The sequence below is a fragment of the Acetobacterium malicum subsp. dehalogenans DSM 11527 genome (assembly GCF_000472665.1).
Taxonomy (GTDB): domain Bacteria; phylum Bacillota; class Clostridia; order Eubacteriales; family Eubacteriaceae; genus Acetobacterium; species Acetobacterium malicum.
Map to the genome: position 1 here is coordinate 31,576 of NZ_AXAC01000026.1, position 15,267 is coordinate 46,842.

General features: G+C 46.4%; 17 protein-coding genes and 1 pseudogene. 17 read left to right on the forward strand and 1 reads right to left on the reverse strand.

Going from position 1 to position 15,267, the window contains the following annotated elements:
* Positions 1–144: 144 nt before the first annotated feature.
* The 5 genes from A3KS_RS0110985 (at position 145) to A3KS_RS0111005 (ending at position 7,292) form a co-directional block, all read left to right on the forward strand.
* Complete coding sequence (locus A3KS_RS0110985; protein WP_026394970.1) at positions 145–2,145, forward strand: TerB N-terminal domain-containing protein; 2,001 nt, start codon at positions 145–147, stop codon at positions 2,143–2,145.
* A 4-nt stretch (positions 2,146–2,149) separates the two neighbouring features.
* Positions 2,150–3,484 (forward strand): ATP-binding protein, encoded by a 1,335-nt coding sequence (locus A3KS_RS0110990; RefSeq protein ID WP_026394971.1) that lies wholly within the window; start codon positions 2,150–2,152, stop codon positions 3,482–3,484.
* The gene (locus A3KS_RS0110995; RefSeq protein ID WP_026394972.1) at positions 3,481–5,670 is read left to right on the forward strand and encodes a DEAD/DEAH box helicase; all 2,190 of its coding nucleotides are present in this window, start codon (positions 3,481–3,483) and stop codon (positions 5,668–5,670) included. Before A3KS_RS0110990 ends, A3KS_RS0110995 begins: the two co-directional genes overlap by 4 nt.
* A gap of 484 nt (positions 5,671–6,154) precedes the next feature.
* Positions 6,155–6,640 carry an NADPH-dependent FMN reductase family protein gene (locus A3KS_RS0111000; protein WP_026394973.1) on the forward strand — a complete coding sequence of 162 codons (486 nt, stop codon included), beginning with the start codon at positions 6,155–6,157 and terminating at the stop codon, positions 6,638–6,640.
* Positions 6,641–6,800: 160 nt separating this feature from the next.
* On the forward strand, positions 6,801–7,292 hold the full coding sequence (locus A3KS_RS0111005) for an acetyltransferase (protein WP_026394974.1): 492 nt from the start codon (positions 6,801–6,803) through the stop codon (positions 7,290–7,292).
* 56 nt (positions 7,293–7,348) lie between these two features.
* On the opposite strand, the gene A3KS_RS0111010 is transcribed toward A3KS_RS0111005, so the two are convergent.
* The gene (locus A3KS_RS0111010) at positions 7,349–7,759 is read right to left on the reverse strand and encodes a carboxymuconolactone decarboxylase family protein (protein WP_026394975.1); all 411 of its coding nucleotides are present in this window, start codon (positions 7,757–7,759) and stop codon (positions 7,349–7,351) included.
* A gap of 86 nt (positions 7,760–7,845) precedes the next feature.
* Here A3KS_RS0111010 and A3KS_RS0111015 point away from each other — a divergent pair, with 86 nt between their 5' ends.
* The 12 genes and pseudogenes from A3KS_RS0111015 to A3KS_RS23190 form a co-directional block, all read left to right on the forward strand.
* Positions 7,846–8,217 carry a MerR family transcriptional regulator gene (locus A3KS_RS0111015; protein WP_026394976.1) on the forward strand — a complete coding sequence of 124 codons (372 nt, stop codon included), beginning with the start codon at positions 7,846–7,848 and terminating at the stop codon, positions 8,215–8,217.
* Between the two features lie 19 nt (positions 8,218–8,236).
* Positions 8,237–8,596 (forward strand): VOC family protein, encoded by a 360-nt coding sequence (locus A3KS_RS0111020; RefSeq protein WP_026394977.1) that lies wholly within the window; start codon positions 8,237–8,239, stop codon positions 8,594–8,596.
* Positions 8,597–8,888: 292 nt separating this feature from the next.
* Positions 8,889–11,357 carry a hypothetical protein gene (locus A3KS_RS22615; protein ID WP_051355818.1) on the forward strand — a complete coding sequence of 823 codons (2,469 nt, stop codon included), beginning with the start codon at positions 8,889–8,891 and terminating at the stop codon, positions 11,355–11,357.
* A 257-nt stretch (positions 11,358–11,614) separates the two neighbouring features.
* Positions 11,615–11,968, forward strand: a complete 354-nt coding sequence (locus tag A3KS_RS0111030) for a hypothetical protein (protein WP_026394978.1) — start codon at positions 11,615–11,617, stop codon at positions 11,966–11,968.
* Positions 11,944–12,525, forward strand: a complete 582-nt coding sequence (locus A3KS_RS0111035) for a DNA primase family protein (RefSeq protein ID WP_242834761.1) — start codon at positions 11,944–11,946, stop codon at positions 12,523–12,525. The genes A3KS_RS0111030 and A3KS_RS0111035 overlap by 25 nt, the downstream gene beginning before the upstream one ends.
* 54 nt (positions 12,526–12,579) lie before the next feature.
* The gene (locus tag A3KS_RS24030) at positions 12,580–12,729 is read left to right on the forward strand and encodes a hypothetical protein (RefSeq protein WP_242834760.1); all 150 of its coding nucleotides are present in this window, start codon (positions 12,580–12,582) and stop codon (positions 12,727–12,729) included.
* A gap of 146 nt (positions 12,730–12,875) precedes the next feature.
* Positions 12,876–13,100: a DUF2922 domain-containing protein gene (locus tag A3KS_RS20925; protein ID WP_035356017.1), complete on the forward strand. Its 225-nt coding sequence runs from the start codon at positions 12,876–12,878 to the stop codon at positions 13,098–13,100.
* A 106-nt stretch (positions 13,101–13,206) separates the two neighbouring features.
* A complete protein-coding gene (locus tag A3KS_RS20930) occupies positions 13,207–13,593 on the forward strand; it encodes a D-Ala-D-Ala carboxypeptidase family metallohydrolase (protein ID WP_051355819.1) in 387 nt (128 codons plus the stop codon).
* Complete coding sequence (locus A3KS_RS20935) at positions 13,593–13,883, forward strand: phage holin family protein (protein WP_051355820.1); 291 nt, start codon at positions 13,593–13,595, stop codon at positions 13,881–13,883. Before A3KS_RS20930 ends, A3KS_RS20935 begins: the two co-directional genes overlap by 1 nt.
* 112 nt (positions 13,884–13,995) lie before the next feature.
* Positions 13,996–14,301, forward strand: coding sequence for a type II toxin-antitoxin system RelB/DinJ family antitoxin (locus A3KS_RS0111060; RefSeq protein WP_026394980.1), 306 nt, complete (start codon positions 13,996–13,998; stop codon positions 14,299–14,301).
* A 3-nt stretch (positions 14,302–14,304) separates the two neighbouring features.
* Complete coding sequence (locus A3KS_RS0111065; RefSeq protein ID WP_026394981.1) at positions 14,305–14,619, forward strand: type II toxin-antitoxin system RelE/ParE family toxin; 315 nt, start codon at positions 14,305–14,307, stop codon at positions 14,617–14,619.
* Positions 14,620–14,898: 279 nt separating this feature from the next.
* Positions 14,899–15,097, forward strand: a pseudogene (locus tag A3KS_RS23190) (PH domain-containing protein); the annotation flags it as partial.
* Between the last annotated feature and the right edge of the window lie 170 nt (positions 15,098–15,267).

The window sequence follows — 15,267 nt, forward strand, 5'->3', positions numbered from 1 at the left end:
TTCCTGGCATGGCGACAGCAGCCTTGCAGGTTGTAGTCGCAAGCGTCATCGTTAGGATACCCTTGCTTACTCAAAGGGACGGTGGTAATATGCACCTTCCCCTAGTCAACCGCTCAGATTTAAAATCCAGAAAGAAGGCTTATCATGAGTAAAACAGCTCCAAAACTCCCCGGCACAGGCATGCGGATTCTTTCTTTTGTGCCCGTGATTAATTGTTTTGTAATAATCTACCTGGGCATAAGTTATGCTGAAAAGTTGACGCTTATTCTCGGTGGTGCCTATTTTTTAATTTCCCTGTTTTTCCCGGATATTTCGCCGCTGATCTGGCTTGTCGTCGTGATTCACTATATCATTTTCTATAGGCAAATTAAAAAGAAAATGGTGGAGGTTAGAAAAGTGCCATCAGAAAATACCACCGTCAAACAGATTAAAAATACGCTGCCCGAAAAGCAAATCTTCTCAGATATAACCCTATCAGGTAAAGTGGAAAATAAACAAACCATTCCAGAAAAGGGTTCTACAGCAACGATCCCCTTTACGGTATCGGTAACCTATCTTAATCCCCATGAAGAATTTTTTGAGGATATCAAAAAATATGCTGATAAAAAAGGGGCAGAAACCATTTTCGTACCCTTTATGTCCTACTGGCCGTCCTATCAAAGCATGTCAGGTCCGCAGCGAAAATGGTATTTTTACTGGCGCTCTGAAATAAGAAAGAAAAACTATCTTGATACTGATTTATCTTACATTTTTATCTACATTTATGAATTATTAAACGGGGTTGGATATCAAACACCCGATGAAGGCTACACCCTGCTGCTGGAAATCTGGGAAGCCTATCGGGAAGCTTTTCCCAAACTGAATAATTATCTGTATGACTGGTCCTTTGACTTTGCCTATCTAAATAGAATTGAGCCAAGCTTTGCAAATTACGAGTCTTCTTTTCATAAGTCCTCCTATGTAACGGATACGATTATTGAACAGCATCGTCAGGATGTGCCGCTTAAAATTAGCTTTGAACTGGTTGACGCCTTATGTGATTACTCCATAAAAGGTAGCAAATTTTATCAAAGCGGCTATCATGAATTGATGAAAGAGGCGATTCCCCGGATTGTCTCACTGGCGGATGCTTTTTTAAGGAAAAAAAGCCAGCAGGGGCTTTTGGAAACCTTCGGCCCCGAACAGGCAGTCACCAAAGAGCGTTATCTGTACAGAAGTGCCCTTTGTCCCCAGGCCAATCAGACCATTTTTGTTACGATCAAAGAATATTCTTCAGCGCCGCAGTTAAGTAATTATGTTAACCAGCTCGTCCGTTTTGGGGAAAATACCCTGCGTGAGATTTATGGAACGAAAGGGCGGTTGCGGGGCATTGCGATCGATGAGGAAACCGGAAATCTGATCGCTTCTTTTCTGAAAAGAGAATACGGATTAACAGAAATCGAAGAAAACAAAGGGGACAAACCGGCGAAGCTTGAACTGAATTTTGAGGACATCAATGATCTGCGTAAGCAGTCCGATGCCGTTCGCTCAATTTTACAGGTGGAAGATGCGGCCGGCGAAGAAATGGTAGCGCCAACGGAAAAAATATTATTAACCGAAGTCGAAGAGTTTATCACCATTTACAAAGCCCTTTCTGAAAATGAACGAGCTTTTCTTAAAAAGCTTTATGAGTCGGAGTACGAAGCGGAGTTGATGCCAGTCGATACCCAAACAATTTCTGCAATCAACCGACTGGCGGACCGTTATTTACAAAATGACTTAATCAGCGTCGAAGGCGATCAGATGATTATCGAAGATGACTTCAGAGACGAAATTGATTATCTGTTCAAAAATCCGCCTGAAATTGAAGTGGTTAAAGAAAACCAGGCAGATTCTGATAAAACCCTGTTACCGGAAAATCTTCAGGAATTTGTCACAGAACTATTGCCGGAGCAGCGGCAAAGCCTGATTGCTGTTCTGACCCTTAAAGAACCTGAAATTGAACTGGAGCGAATTGCCGAAGAGACAATGACGATGCCGGAATTACTAATAGATGACATTAATGCTCTGGCAATCAATATCTTGGGTGATATTATCATTGAGACGCAGCTTGAGGTTGTCGCGGAGTATGCGGTTATCCTGAAAAAATCATTAAGAGGAGAATAAAACGATGGCACCAACAATTAGCCGCCGAGAATCCGGCGCATTAATTAATTCACTGACCGCCGGCGTGGTACCCAGAATTGGATTGCGCCATATTGCTGTTGGCCGGAAAAATGAAGTAAACGCTTTTTTGAACGATATGAATACCATCGAAGATGGTGGCGCATCTTTTCGATTAATATCGGGTCAATACGGAAGCGGTAAAAGTTTCTTGCTGCAGATGATTCGAAATAACGCCATGGACAAGAACTTTGTTGTTGCTGATGCCGATCTTTCGCCGGAGCGGAGGCTGACTGGTTCGAAAGGTCAGGGGCTTTCAACCTATCGGGAATTATTACAGCATCTTTCTACCCCGACCCGGCCGGATGGCGGATCGTTGGAAGCCATTCTGCAAAAATGGATTATGGGGCTGCAGTCTGCCGTCAGCAAAGAAAGTGGTTATCGACCGAATGAACCTCAACTTGTTGGTGCGGTCAGTGAGCGGATTGCAGAAACGATGATGGAGTTATCTGAGCTGGCCTATGGTTTTGCTTTTTCCAATGTCATTGATTCCTACTGGCGGGGGATGAAAACAGGCGATGACGATCTCAAACAAAATGCTTTGCGCTGGTTGAGAGGGGAATACGCGACCAAAACTGAAGCCAAAAAGGATCTGCCGGTTGATTGCATCATTGAAGATGCGAGCTGGTATGAATTTTTAAAACTGTTTGCCGTCTTTGTCAAAAAAGCGGGATACAAAGGCTTGTTGGTCTTTCTGGATGAAGGAGTTAATCTCTACAAAATTCCCCATAAACAGGCGCGAGACAGCAACTATGAAAAACTGCTCACTATTTTTAACGACACAATGCAGGGGAAAGCCCAAAATATTGGCGTTTTTTTTAGCGGAACCCCGCAGTTTATTTACGATGAGCGGCGTGGACTTTTTAACTATGAGGCCCTGCGGACACGGCTCGAAGACAACCGCTTCAGCAGTCAGAATTTTGTTGATTTTACCACCCCGGTAATTAAATTGAACCAGCTCTCACCGGAAGAACTTTTTATTCTGATGGAACGTCTTTGCGAACTCCATAGCGCTCATTACAATTATGATTGTACGCTTAGTGAAAATGAATTGACCGTGTTTTTAAAGACCGTGGTTTCTCGTTTGGGGGCTGACCAGCTACTGACGCCCCGCGAAATTACCCGGGATTTTTTGGGATTATTAAATATCCTTTATCAAAATTCGGGGACGAGCTTTGATTCTTTAATGAATGAACAAAATTACGCCGTAAAAAGTGCTGAAAGCGACCCCGAAACAATCAGCAGTGATCATGATGATCTGTTTGCCGAATTTGACATATGAGCAAGACAGCCTTTGAACGATACGCACCCTTTATCCAGGAATACATCTATCGAAAAAAGTGGACGGATTTGCGGGAAGTCCAGGTGGAGGCCTGTGAGGCCATTCTGGACACCGACGACCATGTCATTATTGCTTCGGGAACAGCATCGGGAAAAACGGAAGCCGCCTTTTTTCCAATGCTCACGCAATTGCAGCAGCACCCGTCAAATACCATTGCGATTATGTATATCGGTCCGCTAAAGGCGCTAATCAACGATCAGTTTGAGCGTTTGAGCGATTTGCTGGAAGAAAGTGACATTCCGGTTTGGCCCTGGCATGGGGATGTTTCCCAATCCCTTAAAAAACAGGCCTTAAACAAAGCAAAAGGTATTCTCCAGATCACGCCCGAATCCCTGGAGGCGCTGATCATGCGGCGACCTGGAGAAGCCGCCCATTTGTTTGCCGATTTACGTTTTGTCGTAATTGATGAAATCCATGCCCTGATGGGTGTCGACCGTGGCTTGCAGGTGATCTGTCTGTTAAGCAGGCTGAAAAAACTGACAGGCTGCAAACCCAGAAGAATCGGGCTTTCGGCGACCCTGAATGATTATCAGCCGGCGATGACGTTTTTATCGGCCGGCACCAAAAGAGAAACCATTCCGGTTGGAATTAAAACCCATCAGCGAACCGTGTTACTTGCTGCTGAAAGTTTTGTCCTGCCCAAGGAGGATGCCAAAAAAGATGATGTTTTAGCTGCTTATAATGATTTTATCTATGAGCATTGTCATCACAAAAAGTGTCTGATCTTTACAAACAGTCGGGCAGGTGCGGAAGAAGTGATCAATGATATGAAAGCGCTGGCCGTTAAAAAGCATGAACGGGATGTCTTCTTTGTCCATCATGGCAGTGTTTCAGCGATGTTGCGCCACGAAGCCGAGGCCGCCCTCAAAGAACAGCAGGGGCCGACGGTCACCGCGGCGACTTTGACGCTGGAGCTGGGAATTGATGTCGGTGATCTGGATTCGATTATTCAAATTGGGGCACCTTTTAGCTGTTCAAGTTTTGTTCAGCGGCTGGGCCGGTCGGGCAGGCGCACCGGAAAATCTAAAATGCTGTTTGTCAATCAGTTTGAGGAAGATCGACACAGTCCCTTTGATATGATCCCCTGGGATCTGATTCGGTCAATTGCCGTGATCCAATTATATCTGGAAGAACGCTGGGTGGAGCCTTTTGAAGTTAAGCCAAAACCTTTTAGTCTGTTGGCTCATCAGACTTTAAGCACCCTTTTTACTTATGGGGAACTTAAGCCTCCGGATCTGGCTCAAAATGTCCTGACCATGCCACCTTTTGCGGGCATTGATCAAAATGAATACCGTTTACTTTTGCAAAAAATGATTACCGACGATTATCTCCAGCGCATGGATTCCGGTGAAATAATTATCGGCTTAAAAGGGGAAAAAATCGTTCAGCATTACAGCTTTTATGCGGTCTTTCAGGATGAGGAAGTTTACCACGTTTTTAGTCAAAACGGCGAAATCGGCACTTTAAGTACTTGCCCGGCAGTGAGTGAAGTGTTTATCCTGGCTGGTCGCAGCTGGCAGGTTTCTTCGATTGACGAGGATTGGAAAGTGATTTATGTCAAACTGGTGAAAAACAATCGGCTTCCGAAGTGGACGGGGGATCATTCCGGTTTGATCCATACCAGAATTGTTGCGCGGATGAAAAAGGTTTTACAGGAAGAAATGATATATTCCTATCTCCAGCCGGGTTCACAGGAGCTATTAAATAAAACCCGTGATTTTGTGAAAGACAATAATCTTTTAAACTGGGCGTTTATTCCCGGCAGTACGGATTCTTTTTATCTGTGTCCCTGGGTGGGGACAAGGCAGCTTTTTACCATTAACAATCTGCTTTTATGCGGTCTGAAAGATGAACTGCAGATTTACTCGATCCGGCAGGGAAAACATCACCTTGAAATTCGAAGTGATTTAAGCATTGAGGATTTTAATGCGGTTCTTAAAAAAGCACAGATTGATATTAATAACCCGGAGGCGGTTATTTCCGAACAACAGCAGCTAAGGATGGATAAATATGACTATATGGTTCCGAAAGAATTGCTTAGAGAGGCGTTTTTGAGAAATGTGCTGGATGTTAAAGGTTTGCAAAAGATATTGACGGATATTTGTGGAAAAACACACACGGGTTAATCACCGGTGCCAGGCAGTGCGGCCGAGCTAGGTCGGATCATATAGGAGGCTTCCGTACTCAGTATACAAAGGATGGAGGTTTTGTGCACTATTTATACAGCCGATTCAGTGTAAGTAAGAGTAACCCCAGGCTAGTATTCCTGAGTTATGACGTTTCATATAGGCGTTGCAAATCTCATCGGGTAAGGTATGAGACGAAAGTTCTGTGAGCCAAGCCAAAATGCTTATGGAATTGACCTATTGTCTTAACTTTTTGGGGCGATTTTTTCCTGCTTTTTTCTTGATCAGAGACCGGGTGTAACGTACACTATTGGAATTCGATTCTGCTTGCCGGTGATGTCCCGGAACCGGTTTTGATTGACTGCATCCAACTGGCTTATCAGACCGTTTTTATGAAACTGACAAAAAAGAAACAGCGGGAAATTGCGGAAAGTCGGCGTTAGTGCCCCAGCGCTAGGTTCACTTGATTTAAAGGAGAAACGATATGGAAAATGAGAATCGCCCAGTTATTGTCTTTTTTTCAAAAGATGGAAATACCAGAAGCGGTGCTAAACGCTTAAATGAGCGTCTTGGTGGTAAGATCATTGAACTGCGGGAACAGAAAAACGGAAATGTTTTGCAGGCGCTGTTTAAAAAAGGTTCTAAACTCCAGGGCAACCCCTGGCAAGAAATCGCTGCTGCGACGGATGTTTATTTAATGCAGCCGATTTGGGCCAGCAATGCTGTACCAGCGATGAATACCTTTCTTCAAAACGCTGATTTTTCAGGAAAACAGGTTACCATCATCACGTTTCAGCAATTTGCCGACCTGAAAAACAGTGACAAAGTTCATCAGGAAATTGCCGCAGCGGTTAAACAGCGAAACGGACAGATCATCGGAACCCATGCATTTGTTGGCGGGAAAATGGGCCACTGCGCCGCGGAAAAATTGATTTATGATCAGATCGATTCGATCGCACGACAAGACTGATGTAAAGGCCCGATCACCAGGCTACGGGTCTTATCCAAAAGGTAATTAGCTACACCCTCAAGAAATTTAAATGAGAATCGCGTGCGATTACAAGAAGGTTAAGGCCATGCCCAGTATTCAAACCAAACCAGGTCGGCGAAAGGATAATGAGGAGCAAAAAATGAAGATTCGACATACGCAAATTGAAGATATCCCGGGGATTGAAGAAATTTATACCCATGCCCGTACCATGATGACCGCGACGGGAAACCCCCATCAATGGGTTGATGGTTATCCCCAACCAAGCCTGATTGAAGATGACATCAAAAAGCAGATCAGTTATATCTGTGAAATTGATGGTCGGATTGAGGCGGTGTTTATGCTACTGCAGGAAGGCGATCCTGACTATGACCAGATTTTTGACGGTCAGTGGCGAAATGATGAACCGTACGTTGCCATCCATCGTGTGGCCAGTGCTGGCAATGTGGCCGGACTAACCGGGGCGATTTTTGACTGGTGCGAAAAGATCTGTCCCAATCTCCGGATTGATACTCATCGGGACAACCGGATCATGCAACGTGTTCTTACTAAAAATGGTTTTACTTATTGCGGCCTGATTTATCTCAAGAGTGGGGCCGAACGGCTGACTTATCAGCGTGTCGGCAAGAAGTGAGACCTGGTTGGGAGCGTCGCAACCAGGCCTGTTTCAGGCACCTGGGCCAGGAACGCTTAACGCTTGCCAGGAACCGGCTGGTCATGGGGGAGTGCGTCACGGTCGGCAAAGACTTTTTTGGCAACCGTAACCGCGTTTAAAACTTTCGGAAATCCGGTGTAGGGGATACATTGAATAAAGGCTTCAATAATTTTCTCTGGTAGTATCCCGACATTTAAGGCACCATTAATATGTACGTCCAGCTGAGGTTCACAGCCGCCAGCGGTCAGCAGGCTGGTGATGGTGATCAGTTCCCGTTCGGCAAGGGTCAGCCCCGGCCGGGGGTAGATATCGCCAAAGGCGAATTCGATAATATAGTTGCCCAGGTCGGGGGCGATTGTTTTTAGTGATTCGATCACTTTTTCGCCGCCAACGCCATCAATTTTTCTTAACTGCTCGATGCCAATCTGATAACGGGTTTGATCCATTTGTAATTACCTCCAAAATTCTTTATACTATCAGTATAGTGCTTAGACTATGGTCTAAGTCAACCCTCTTTTTGAAAGGTTTTATTATGATTATCAGCGAAATGGCCCAACTGACCAAGATCAGTGAATATACCCTGCGATATTATGAAAAGAAGGAATTGATTATCGTTTCCCGCGATGCCCGGGGTCGACGCAATTATGACGAAAACGATATTGAATGGATTCGTTTCATTCAACGTCTAAAAGAGACCGGGATGCCGCTGCGGGAGATCAAAAAATATTCCGATTTGAGAGCCGAGGGCGATCAGACCATCCCCGAACGACGGGTGATGCTGGAAACCCACCGCTTATTCGTTGTTGCTGAACAGCAAAAATGGACCCAAAATCTTTGTAACCTTGATGCAAAAATCGAGTATTATGCGACAATACCGTTAACAACTGATCAAACAAAATTTTAGATTTAAAAAGGAGAGCGTTATGAAGTTTTCATGGGTAACAGTCACCGTCAAAGATATGGATGAATCGATTCGGTTTTATACCGATATTGTGGGATTGAAGGTAGATAGCCGCAGGCCGGCCGGGCCAGATCTTGAACTGGCTTTTTTAGGGGATGGCGAAACCAAGCTGGAACTGATTTACAATAAGATCATCCCGGCGACGGGCATTGACGCCAACATTTCGCTGGGATTTGAAGTCGCCTCACTGGAGCAAACGATGGCAGAATTAGAAGCAAAAGGTATCCTGCACAGCGTCCCGTTTCAGCCTGCGCCGCAGATCAGGTACCTCTTTATCACCGACCCCAATGGGCTAAAGATTCAGCTGCTGGAGCACCTGTAAACACCGCTAATGTGTTTAAGTGAGGCACGACGTATTATGATTATGAAAATCACATCAATCCCACAACGAATCAATTTAATAGCTCAGCATGCATGCTGAGCTAAACGGGGCCACCTGCGCCGCTAAACTACCGGATGTTGCTTTAAATCACAGTCAGCCTGTGAATTTTAAAGTGCATCCGTTTTTTTGTTCTAAGCGACAGCCAAGCTGTTCTGCAGAGCGAGAAAAAATTGTTGCGGCTGTGCGTTTATAAAAAATCGGGGTATAAAAGAAAAAAAATGGAGGTATTCAAATGAAAAAGATTAGAATTTTCGCAGCCGTTTGTTTGGTGCTGGCGGGGTCGCTATTTACGGCCACCAGTGTGTTTGCTCAGGATAGCAGCAATTGGTTAAAAAATGAGGGCGTCTGGGGAACGGATTCGGCCAGCTGGTCGGGGCTGCCCGCGTTGGCAACGGGGACGGTCAATAATGCGGTTTCCACTGCCGGTGGGCCGGTGATTATTACCCAACCCCAGGATGTCCACTTTACGGTTCCCCAACCGGCCAATATGACCATTGTGGTGGCCAACCCGGAAACCTGTGATTTTCAATGGCAATGGCTATTGCAAAAAGAAGGGCAACCTGATGAATGGTACGATTTTATTGGCGAAGGCTCCCAACGGGCCACCCTGGAAAACAAAATAAGTAGTGGCCAGCTGGATGATATGGTGGTTCGTTGTGTGGTGACCAGCAAAACCGATGCTTCCAAGCTGACTGTCTCCAACCCGGCAACCTATCTCCTTGACAGCGGTTCACCGGCCTATTATGCTACCCTGGGCGACCAGATCGTTTTAATGGGACAGACCATTAATCTGACCGGTGGCGGTCAGGCCAGCTTAAGCGCCGATGGTAAAACCCTGACCCTGGACAATGCCAAACTGACCTATAGCAACGACTATAATAGTTTTTTGAGCGGCGTCGGCATTCAGTATGCGGCTACAGCCGATGATGCCGCCAATGCGGTAACAATCGAGCTAATTGGCGATAATACCATTGTTGCCGATACCGAAAAGAGTTATCAGGATACGGATAAGGTCAAAAAGAGTTTCGCCGGTCTTTATTTTCATGCCATCAGTGGCGAGTCTAACGACCGCATGACCTTGACTATTGGCGGTACCGGCGCACTGCTACTGGACAGCCCCAAACAGACTCCCGAGGTCTTCGATTTTTACGGACTTTATGCCGAATCCTTTGTTAAGCTTGGCGACAGTGCCAGGGTTACCATCAATAATAAATACATTGGCGCCATTTGTGCCGATTTGGCCATGGCTGAAAACACGGCCCTGACCGTGACCGGAGAAGTCAACGCTCTGCAGCTGTTGGCTTCCTATAATGCGGTGGGAAATTTCACCATGAAGCCGGGAGCGGTGCTGGACGCCAAAGCCAAAATGGGTACCGTTGTGGCCTTAAAAGGTGACGGGCAATTTACCGCTGACGGGGCAACAATCACGCTGACCGGGGCAATGAGTGCCACCGACCAACCGATCAATGAGGATCCCATTGTCGTTGCCGGCGTGACCACCGACCGCAGTGACTCGGCAGAAGAAGGTGCCGGTAATATGACCCTCACAAACTGCAGTCTGGTGACCAGTCTCAGCAGCAATCACCAGCAGGTGATCTTCCAGCAGGGCTTACGTGTCGCGGGCAATCTGATCATTGAAGGCGGCACTGTCACCGTCACGTCAGAAATCCTCGATGAAGCGGTCAATAGCCAGGGAGTTATTGGGATCCAGGGGGCGAATATCAACCTGAAAAACAATGCGGTAACCGACATTAAGGTCAATGGCGATAACATGGCCATTGGCTGTATCGCTAATGATCAAATGAGGATCACCGATGCCGGATTAACTGCCCTGATTGACAACAGTGCCCAAAAATTCAGCGCCACCGCGACCGAAGCCATCGGCATTGGTGCCCAGCACATGGAAATATCAATGAGCGCCGGCCAGCAACAGGTGAATGCCCAAATTTTAGGCTACGACAACGGCCTGCCGCTCGTTAATTTCCTGGATTCCAGCGATACCCGGCAGGACTACAACCCCAGCTATCAGCCGGAGCGCCTGACCCTCAGTGACAAGGCCGGGTTTGTACTACCGACAGCGACCGATGCGGTGATTAATCAGGCCAGCCTGGAGGCCCATCAGGTCACCGGAACCCCGCTTAAAAAATATGCTGTGTATGAAGCGGTCTACAACAAAAATGATACCACCAAAGGAGCCCAGCAGGTGACGATTGCCGCCACGGCTACCGGGAACGTCAGTTACAGTACCCAGATCCAGAATATTGGCTGGCAGCAAGCCGTTAAAAATGGTGCCGTCAGCGGCACCACCGGCGAATCCCTGCGTCTGGAAGCGATCAAAATAAATCTTGATGGTTTTGCGGATTCTGGCAGCATTGAGTACAAAAGCCATATTCAGAACAAGGGCTGGGAATCGAGCTTTAAAAGTGCCGGAGAAATCAGTGGAACCATTTCGGAAGGGCTCCGACTGGAAGCGATTGAGATCCAATTAACCGGGGCCATGGCTGAAAAATATGATGTGTATTATCAGGTTCATGCCAAGAATTTTGGTTGGCTGAATTGGGCGAAAAATGGTGCACCGGCCGGAACCGAAGGACAATCCCTGCGTTTAGAAGCGATTCGGATTCAGGTTGTTCCCAAAGGAACGGTTGTTAGCAGTGAAGGAATCAATCCCAAAGCCTACATTACTTTGGCTGATTTATAAGCGTTGCTATAACGATGAATATGCGGAGTGTGCTTAAGTGAGGCACGTCGTATTATGATTAAAAAAATCACATTGATCCCACAACAATCAATTTAATATATCAGCATGCATACTGAGTTAAACTGGGCCACAGCGCCACTAAACGACCGGATGTTGCTTTAAATCACAGTCAGTCTGTGAATTTTAAAGTGCATCCGGTTTTTTTGCGCTGAGCGACAAACAAATCGATTAAAAATTTCAGAAAACAGGAGGTTATCATGAAATCAAATAAAACACTGGCTGAGGCCAGACCAATCAACGTGAAACCGGGGGCCTTTTTGGCTGCTTTTCATCCAGGCCCCTATTATTTACGGACCTTTTCCGATGCGAGCAAAGGGGCCGGGCGGAATTACCAGGTCAGTGGTACCGAGCTGGCGACGGCCTCAATCGGGATAAACGCACCATTAATCTCAGCAATGGCCGTTATGATCTGGCTACCCGTCAGCTGTTGCCCCATGATCCGGGCATCTTATCAACCATCCAGTGAAAACCTTGCTACGATAACAAAGCCAGAGCGCCGATTTTTAGGGCCTTTCTCGCATACTGTCTGGATGAACAGACGCAGCTGCTGATTCAGGAGATTTTTGGTTATCTGCTGATCCCGGAAACCTGTGCTCAGAAGGCCTTTGTGTTTGTGGGCGAGGGCGGAGCCGGTAAATCAACCTTGCTGTCGGTGGCCCAGGATGTTTTGCTGGGGCTGGACAACGTCTCCAATATTCCCTGGCAGAATCTGGGTGATCGCTTTAAAACGGCAGAGTTGTTCGGGCGGCTGGGCAATATGTTTGCCGATCTGCCTTCCAAATCAATTGAGGATAACGGCCTCTTTAAAAGCATCACCGGGGAGGATTTCATTACCGCCGAGCGTAAAAACAAAGATCCCTTTTCCTTTAAAGCCACTGCCCGACTGGTGTTTTCCTGTAACAGCCTGCTCAAAAATCTGGGCGACCGCTCTGAGGCCTTTTACCGGCGGCTGATTATCGTTCCTTTTCTGCCACCCAAACCCCCGGAGCAACGGGATCTCCATCTCAAGGATAAGCTTAAGGGGGAAGCGGCTGGTATCTTAAACTGGGCGCTGGCGGAACTGGCCCGCTTACAGGCCAACTATTATTGCTTTAGCCCGTCTGCCTAGGCGGAGGCGGCCCTGGATGCCTACCGGATTGCGGGCAGCTCGGTGCTGTCGTTTGTGGAGGAGCTTTGTGTCATTGACAGCCTTACCCAGGCACCCGCCACCGATCAGGCAATTTATGACACGGCTCTGATTATTGACGGGCTACAGGAACCGGTACTGGAAGAAGTCATCAAACACGAACTGGCACTGCTGTCAATGATCTAGGGGGAGGCTCCCCCGCTGTTTTATGTCGGTTAAATTCAAATTTGTCGGGGCGATTATCAATCGCTCGTTGTCCCCAAAGGGAACAACAACGGGGTTGGCAGCATCATTGCTACCAACCCGCAAAAATTATACAAGGAGGTAAACAAATGGCAGCAAATACCGTACTGCAACTGACCTTTAAACGGGCCGACTTAAAAACCACCACCATGTCGATCACCGATCCCAAGGTTGGACTCACCGTCGAAGAAGTCAATACCGCTATGGCTGGGATGATTGACAAAGCGATCTTCGCCCCGGATGGCCAGCTTCTGACCGCCAAGGTCAAAGCCGAACTGGTCATTACTGACAAATCCGCCTTTTCAATGAACTAAGGCGACGGTTCCCGTTCTGTAGCCGATTCGTTCAGATTCGTAGGGGCGTGTTTCACATGCCCGCCCCGTTGGGGCAACGCAATGTCAATTAAGAAAGGAAAGTAAAATGAATGCCTTTATCAAAAAAATTCAAACCACTCTCAATGACCGGGGTTATGGCCCCACCCCACACTTTGCCAAGGCCGAATTTGCCTGCGACTGTCAGGGTGCTTATTGTAACGGCTTTCCGGCAGCGATGAATCTGGGCTTATTGCTGAAGCTGGAAGCTCTCCGCAATGCCCTGAATGCTCCAGTGATCATTACCTCGGGGCTCCGCTGCGAAATCCGCAACGCCGAGGTGGGCGGCATCCCGGGTTCCAAACACCGGATCGGTCAGGCTGCTGATCTCTACGCCCCGGGGATTGATATTACACGAGTCGCCAGCATCGCCGAAAGTCTGGGACTTACCACCATCCTCTATCTGGAGCAGGGCTTTGTGCATTGTGAGGTGTAATGAAAATCAGTGAAATCTCGCTGGCCTTTGCCCTGGCAGGCGGGGTGATCGGCCAAATGCTCGGCGGCTTTGACGGCTTTTTACAATGTCTGATCGCCTTTGTCGTGATCGACTACGTAACCGGAGTGCTCTGTGCGCTCCAGAACAAGAAACTTTCCAGCGCCCAGGGATTCCGGGGCATCCTCAAAAAAATCCTGATCTTTATGGTCGTGGGGATGGGGCATCTGTTGGATCTCACCCAGTTACTGTGGGATTTTTTTATTTTAATCATTCTCTGGTGGCTATTTTGATCTCACCGTCGTCAGCAGTACAGAGACAACTTAATGCATTGCTTTTGTACAGACAAATGAGTATAATAAAAGTGAAAATACAAATTACATGATCTGGAAGGAGTGTAAACCGATGGCAAAATCAGCTAATCTATATGCAAGAATTGAGCCTGAAGTGAAGGAAGAAGCAGAGCGCATTTTAGCGGTACTGGGAATTCCTGCATCCAATGCAATCAATATGTTTTATAAACAGATCATTTTGCAGAAAGGCCTTCCTTTTGAAGTGAAAATCCCATCTGCGAGATCTGTGGATATGTCTGCCTTGACTGAGGAACAGTTGAATGCAGAATTGGAAAAGGGCTATTCGGATAAGGAAGCCAACCGAACAAAGCCTGCAAGTAAAGCATTTGCAGATATTCGCAAAGATTACAATTTATGATTTATGATTTATGAGATTGAGATAACGGAACAGGCTGATGACGATTTACGTGAAATTTTTGAGTATTTAGCTGTTGAAGTACAGTCACCCCAAAATGCAAGCGGACAGTTAGACAGATTGGAAGAAAGTATCATGAAACTTGACCAGCTGCCGGAACGATTTCGAACTTATGACAAAGAGCCGTGGCGCAGTCGCGGCCTGCGAATAATGCCTGTAGATAATTATTGCGTATTCTATATACAAGATGAAAGCAACCATATCGTTACGATAATTCGGGTGTTGTATGGCAGTCGGAATATCGAGAAGCAGCTTAGATAGTAGCGCAGACAGTCATAACATAAACCTTGTCCAATCTCGATCTGCGGGAAACATGATTCGTAGTTAGGGCAGGAGGACAACAATCATCAAGACTAATAATTTCATCCTGGACACATTTTAGATCAACTCACCGGACCCAATCCGGCGAGTTTATTTTTTTGCTCAATCACCGATAAAAACTTTCCATCAATGCCATTAAATGATACAATAAATCCATTCGAACCGATTACATAGGTATTAAAACAAATATTTTGCTGAGACAAACGACGTTTTTTTAGCAAAGATAGTGCTGTTTTTACTAATTAACGTTTAATTGTAAGAGATGTACAGGGATTGAGTGGTAAAAAAGTGGAAGTATACTCGTTGCCCATACTCGTCAATTAATATGTGGTCAACTGAAAATGCAGGCAAGATCCTTGATCTAAATGCTGAAGTTGAACTCTGGACCCGTGCTGGTCATATTAAAGTGAATTTGTGAAAAGGGGTCGATGTCAGAAAATTTGATCGACTAATTGCCAATGCAATATTGAGAAATCAATGATGACAATCGGCGTCGTAAAGAGGAAGAAATAGAAAATACTAATCTACCAGAGGTGCTGGGTTATCTTATACTAATGGAATTAGCCCACAGAAAGGCTAGAACCTGGC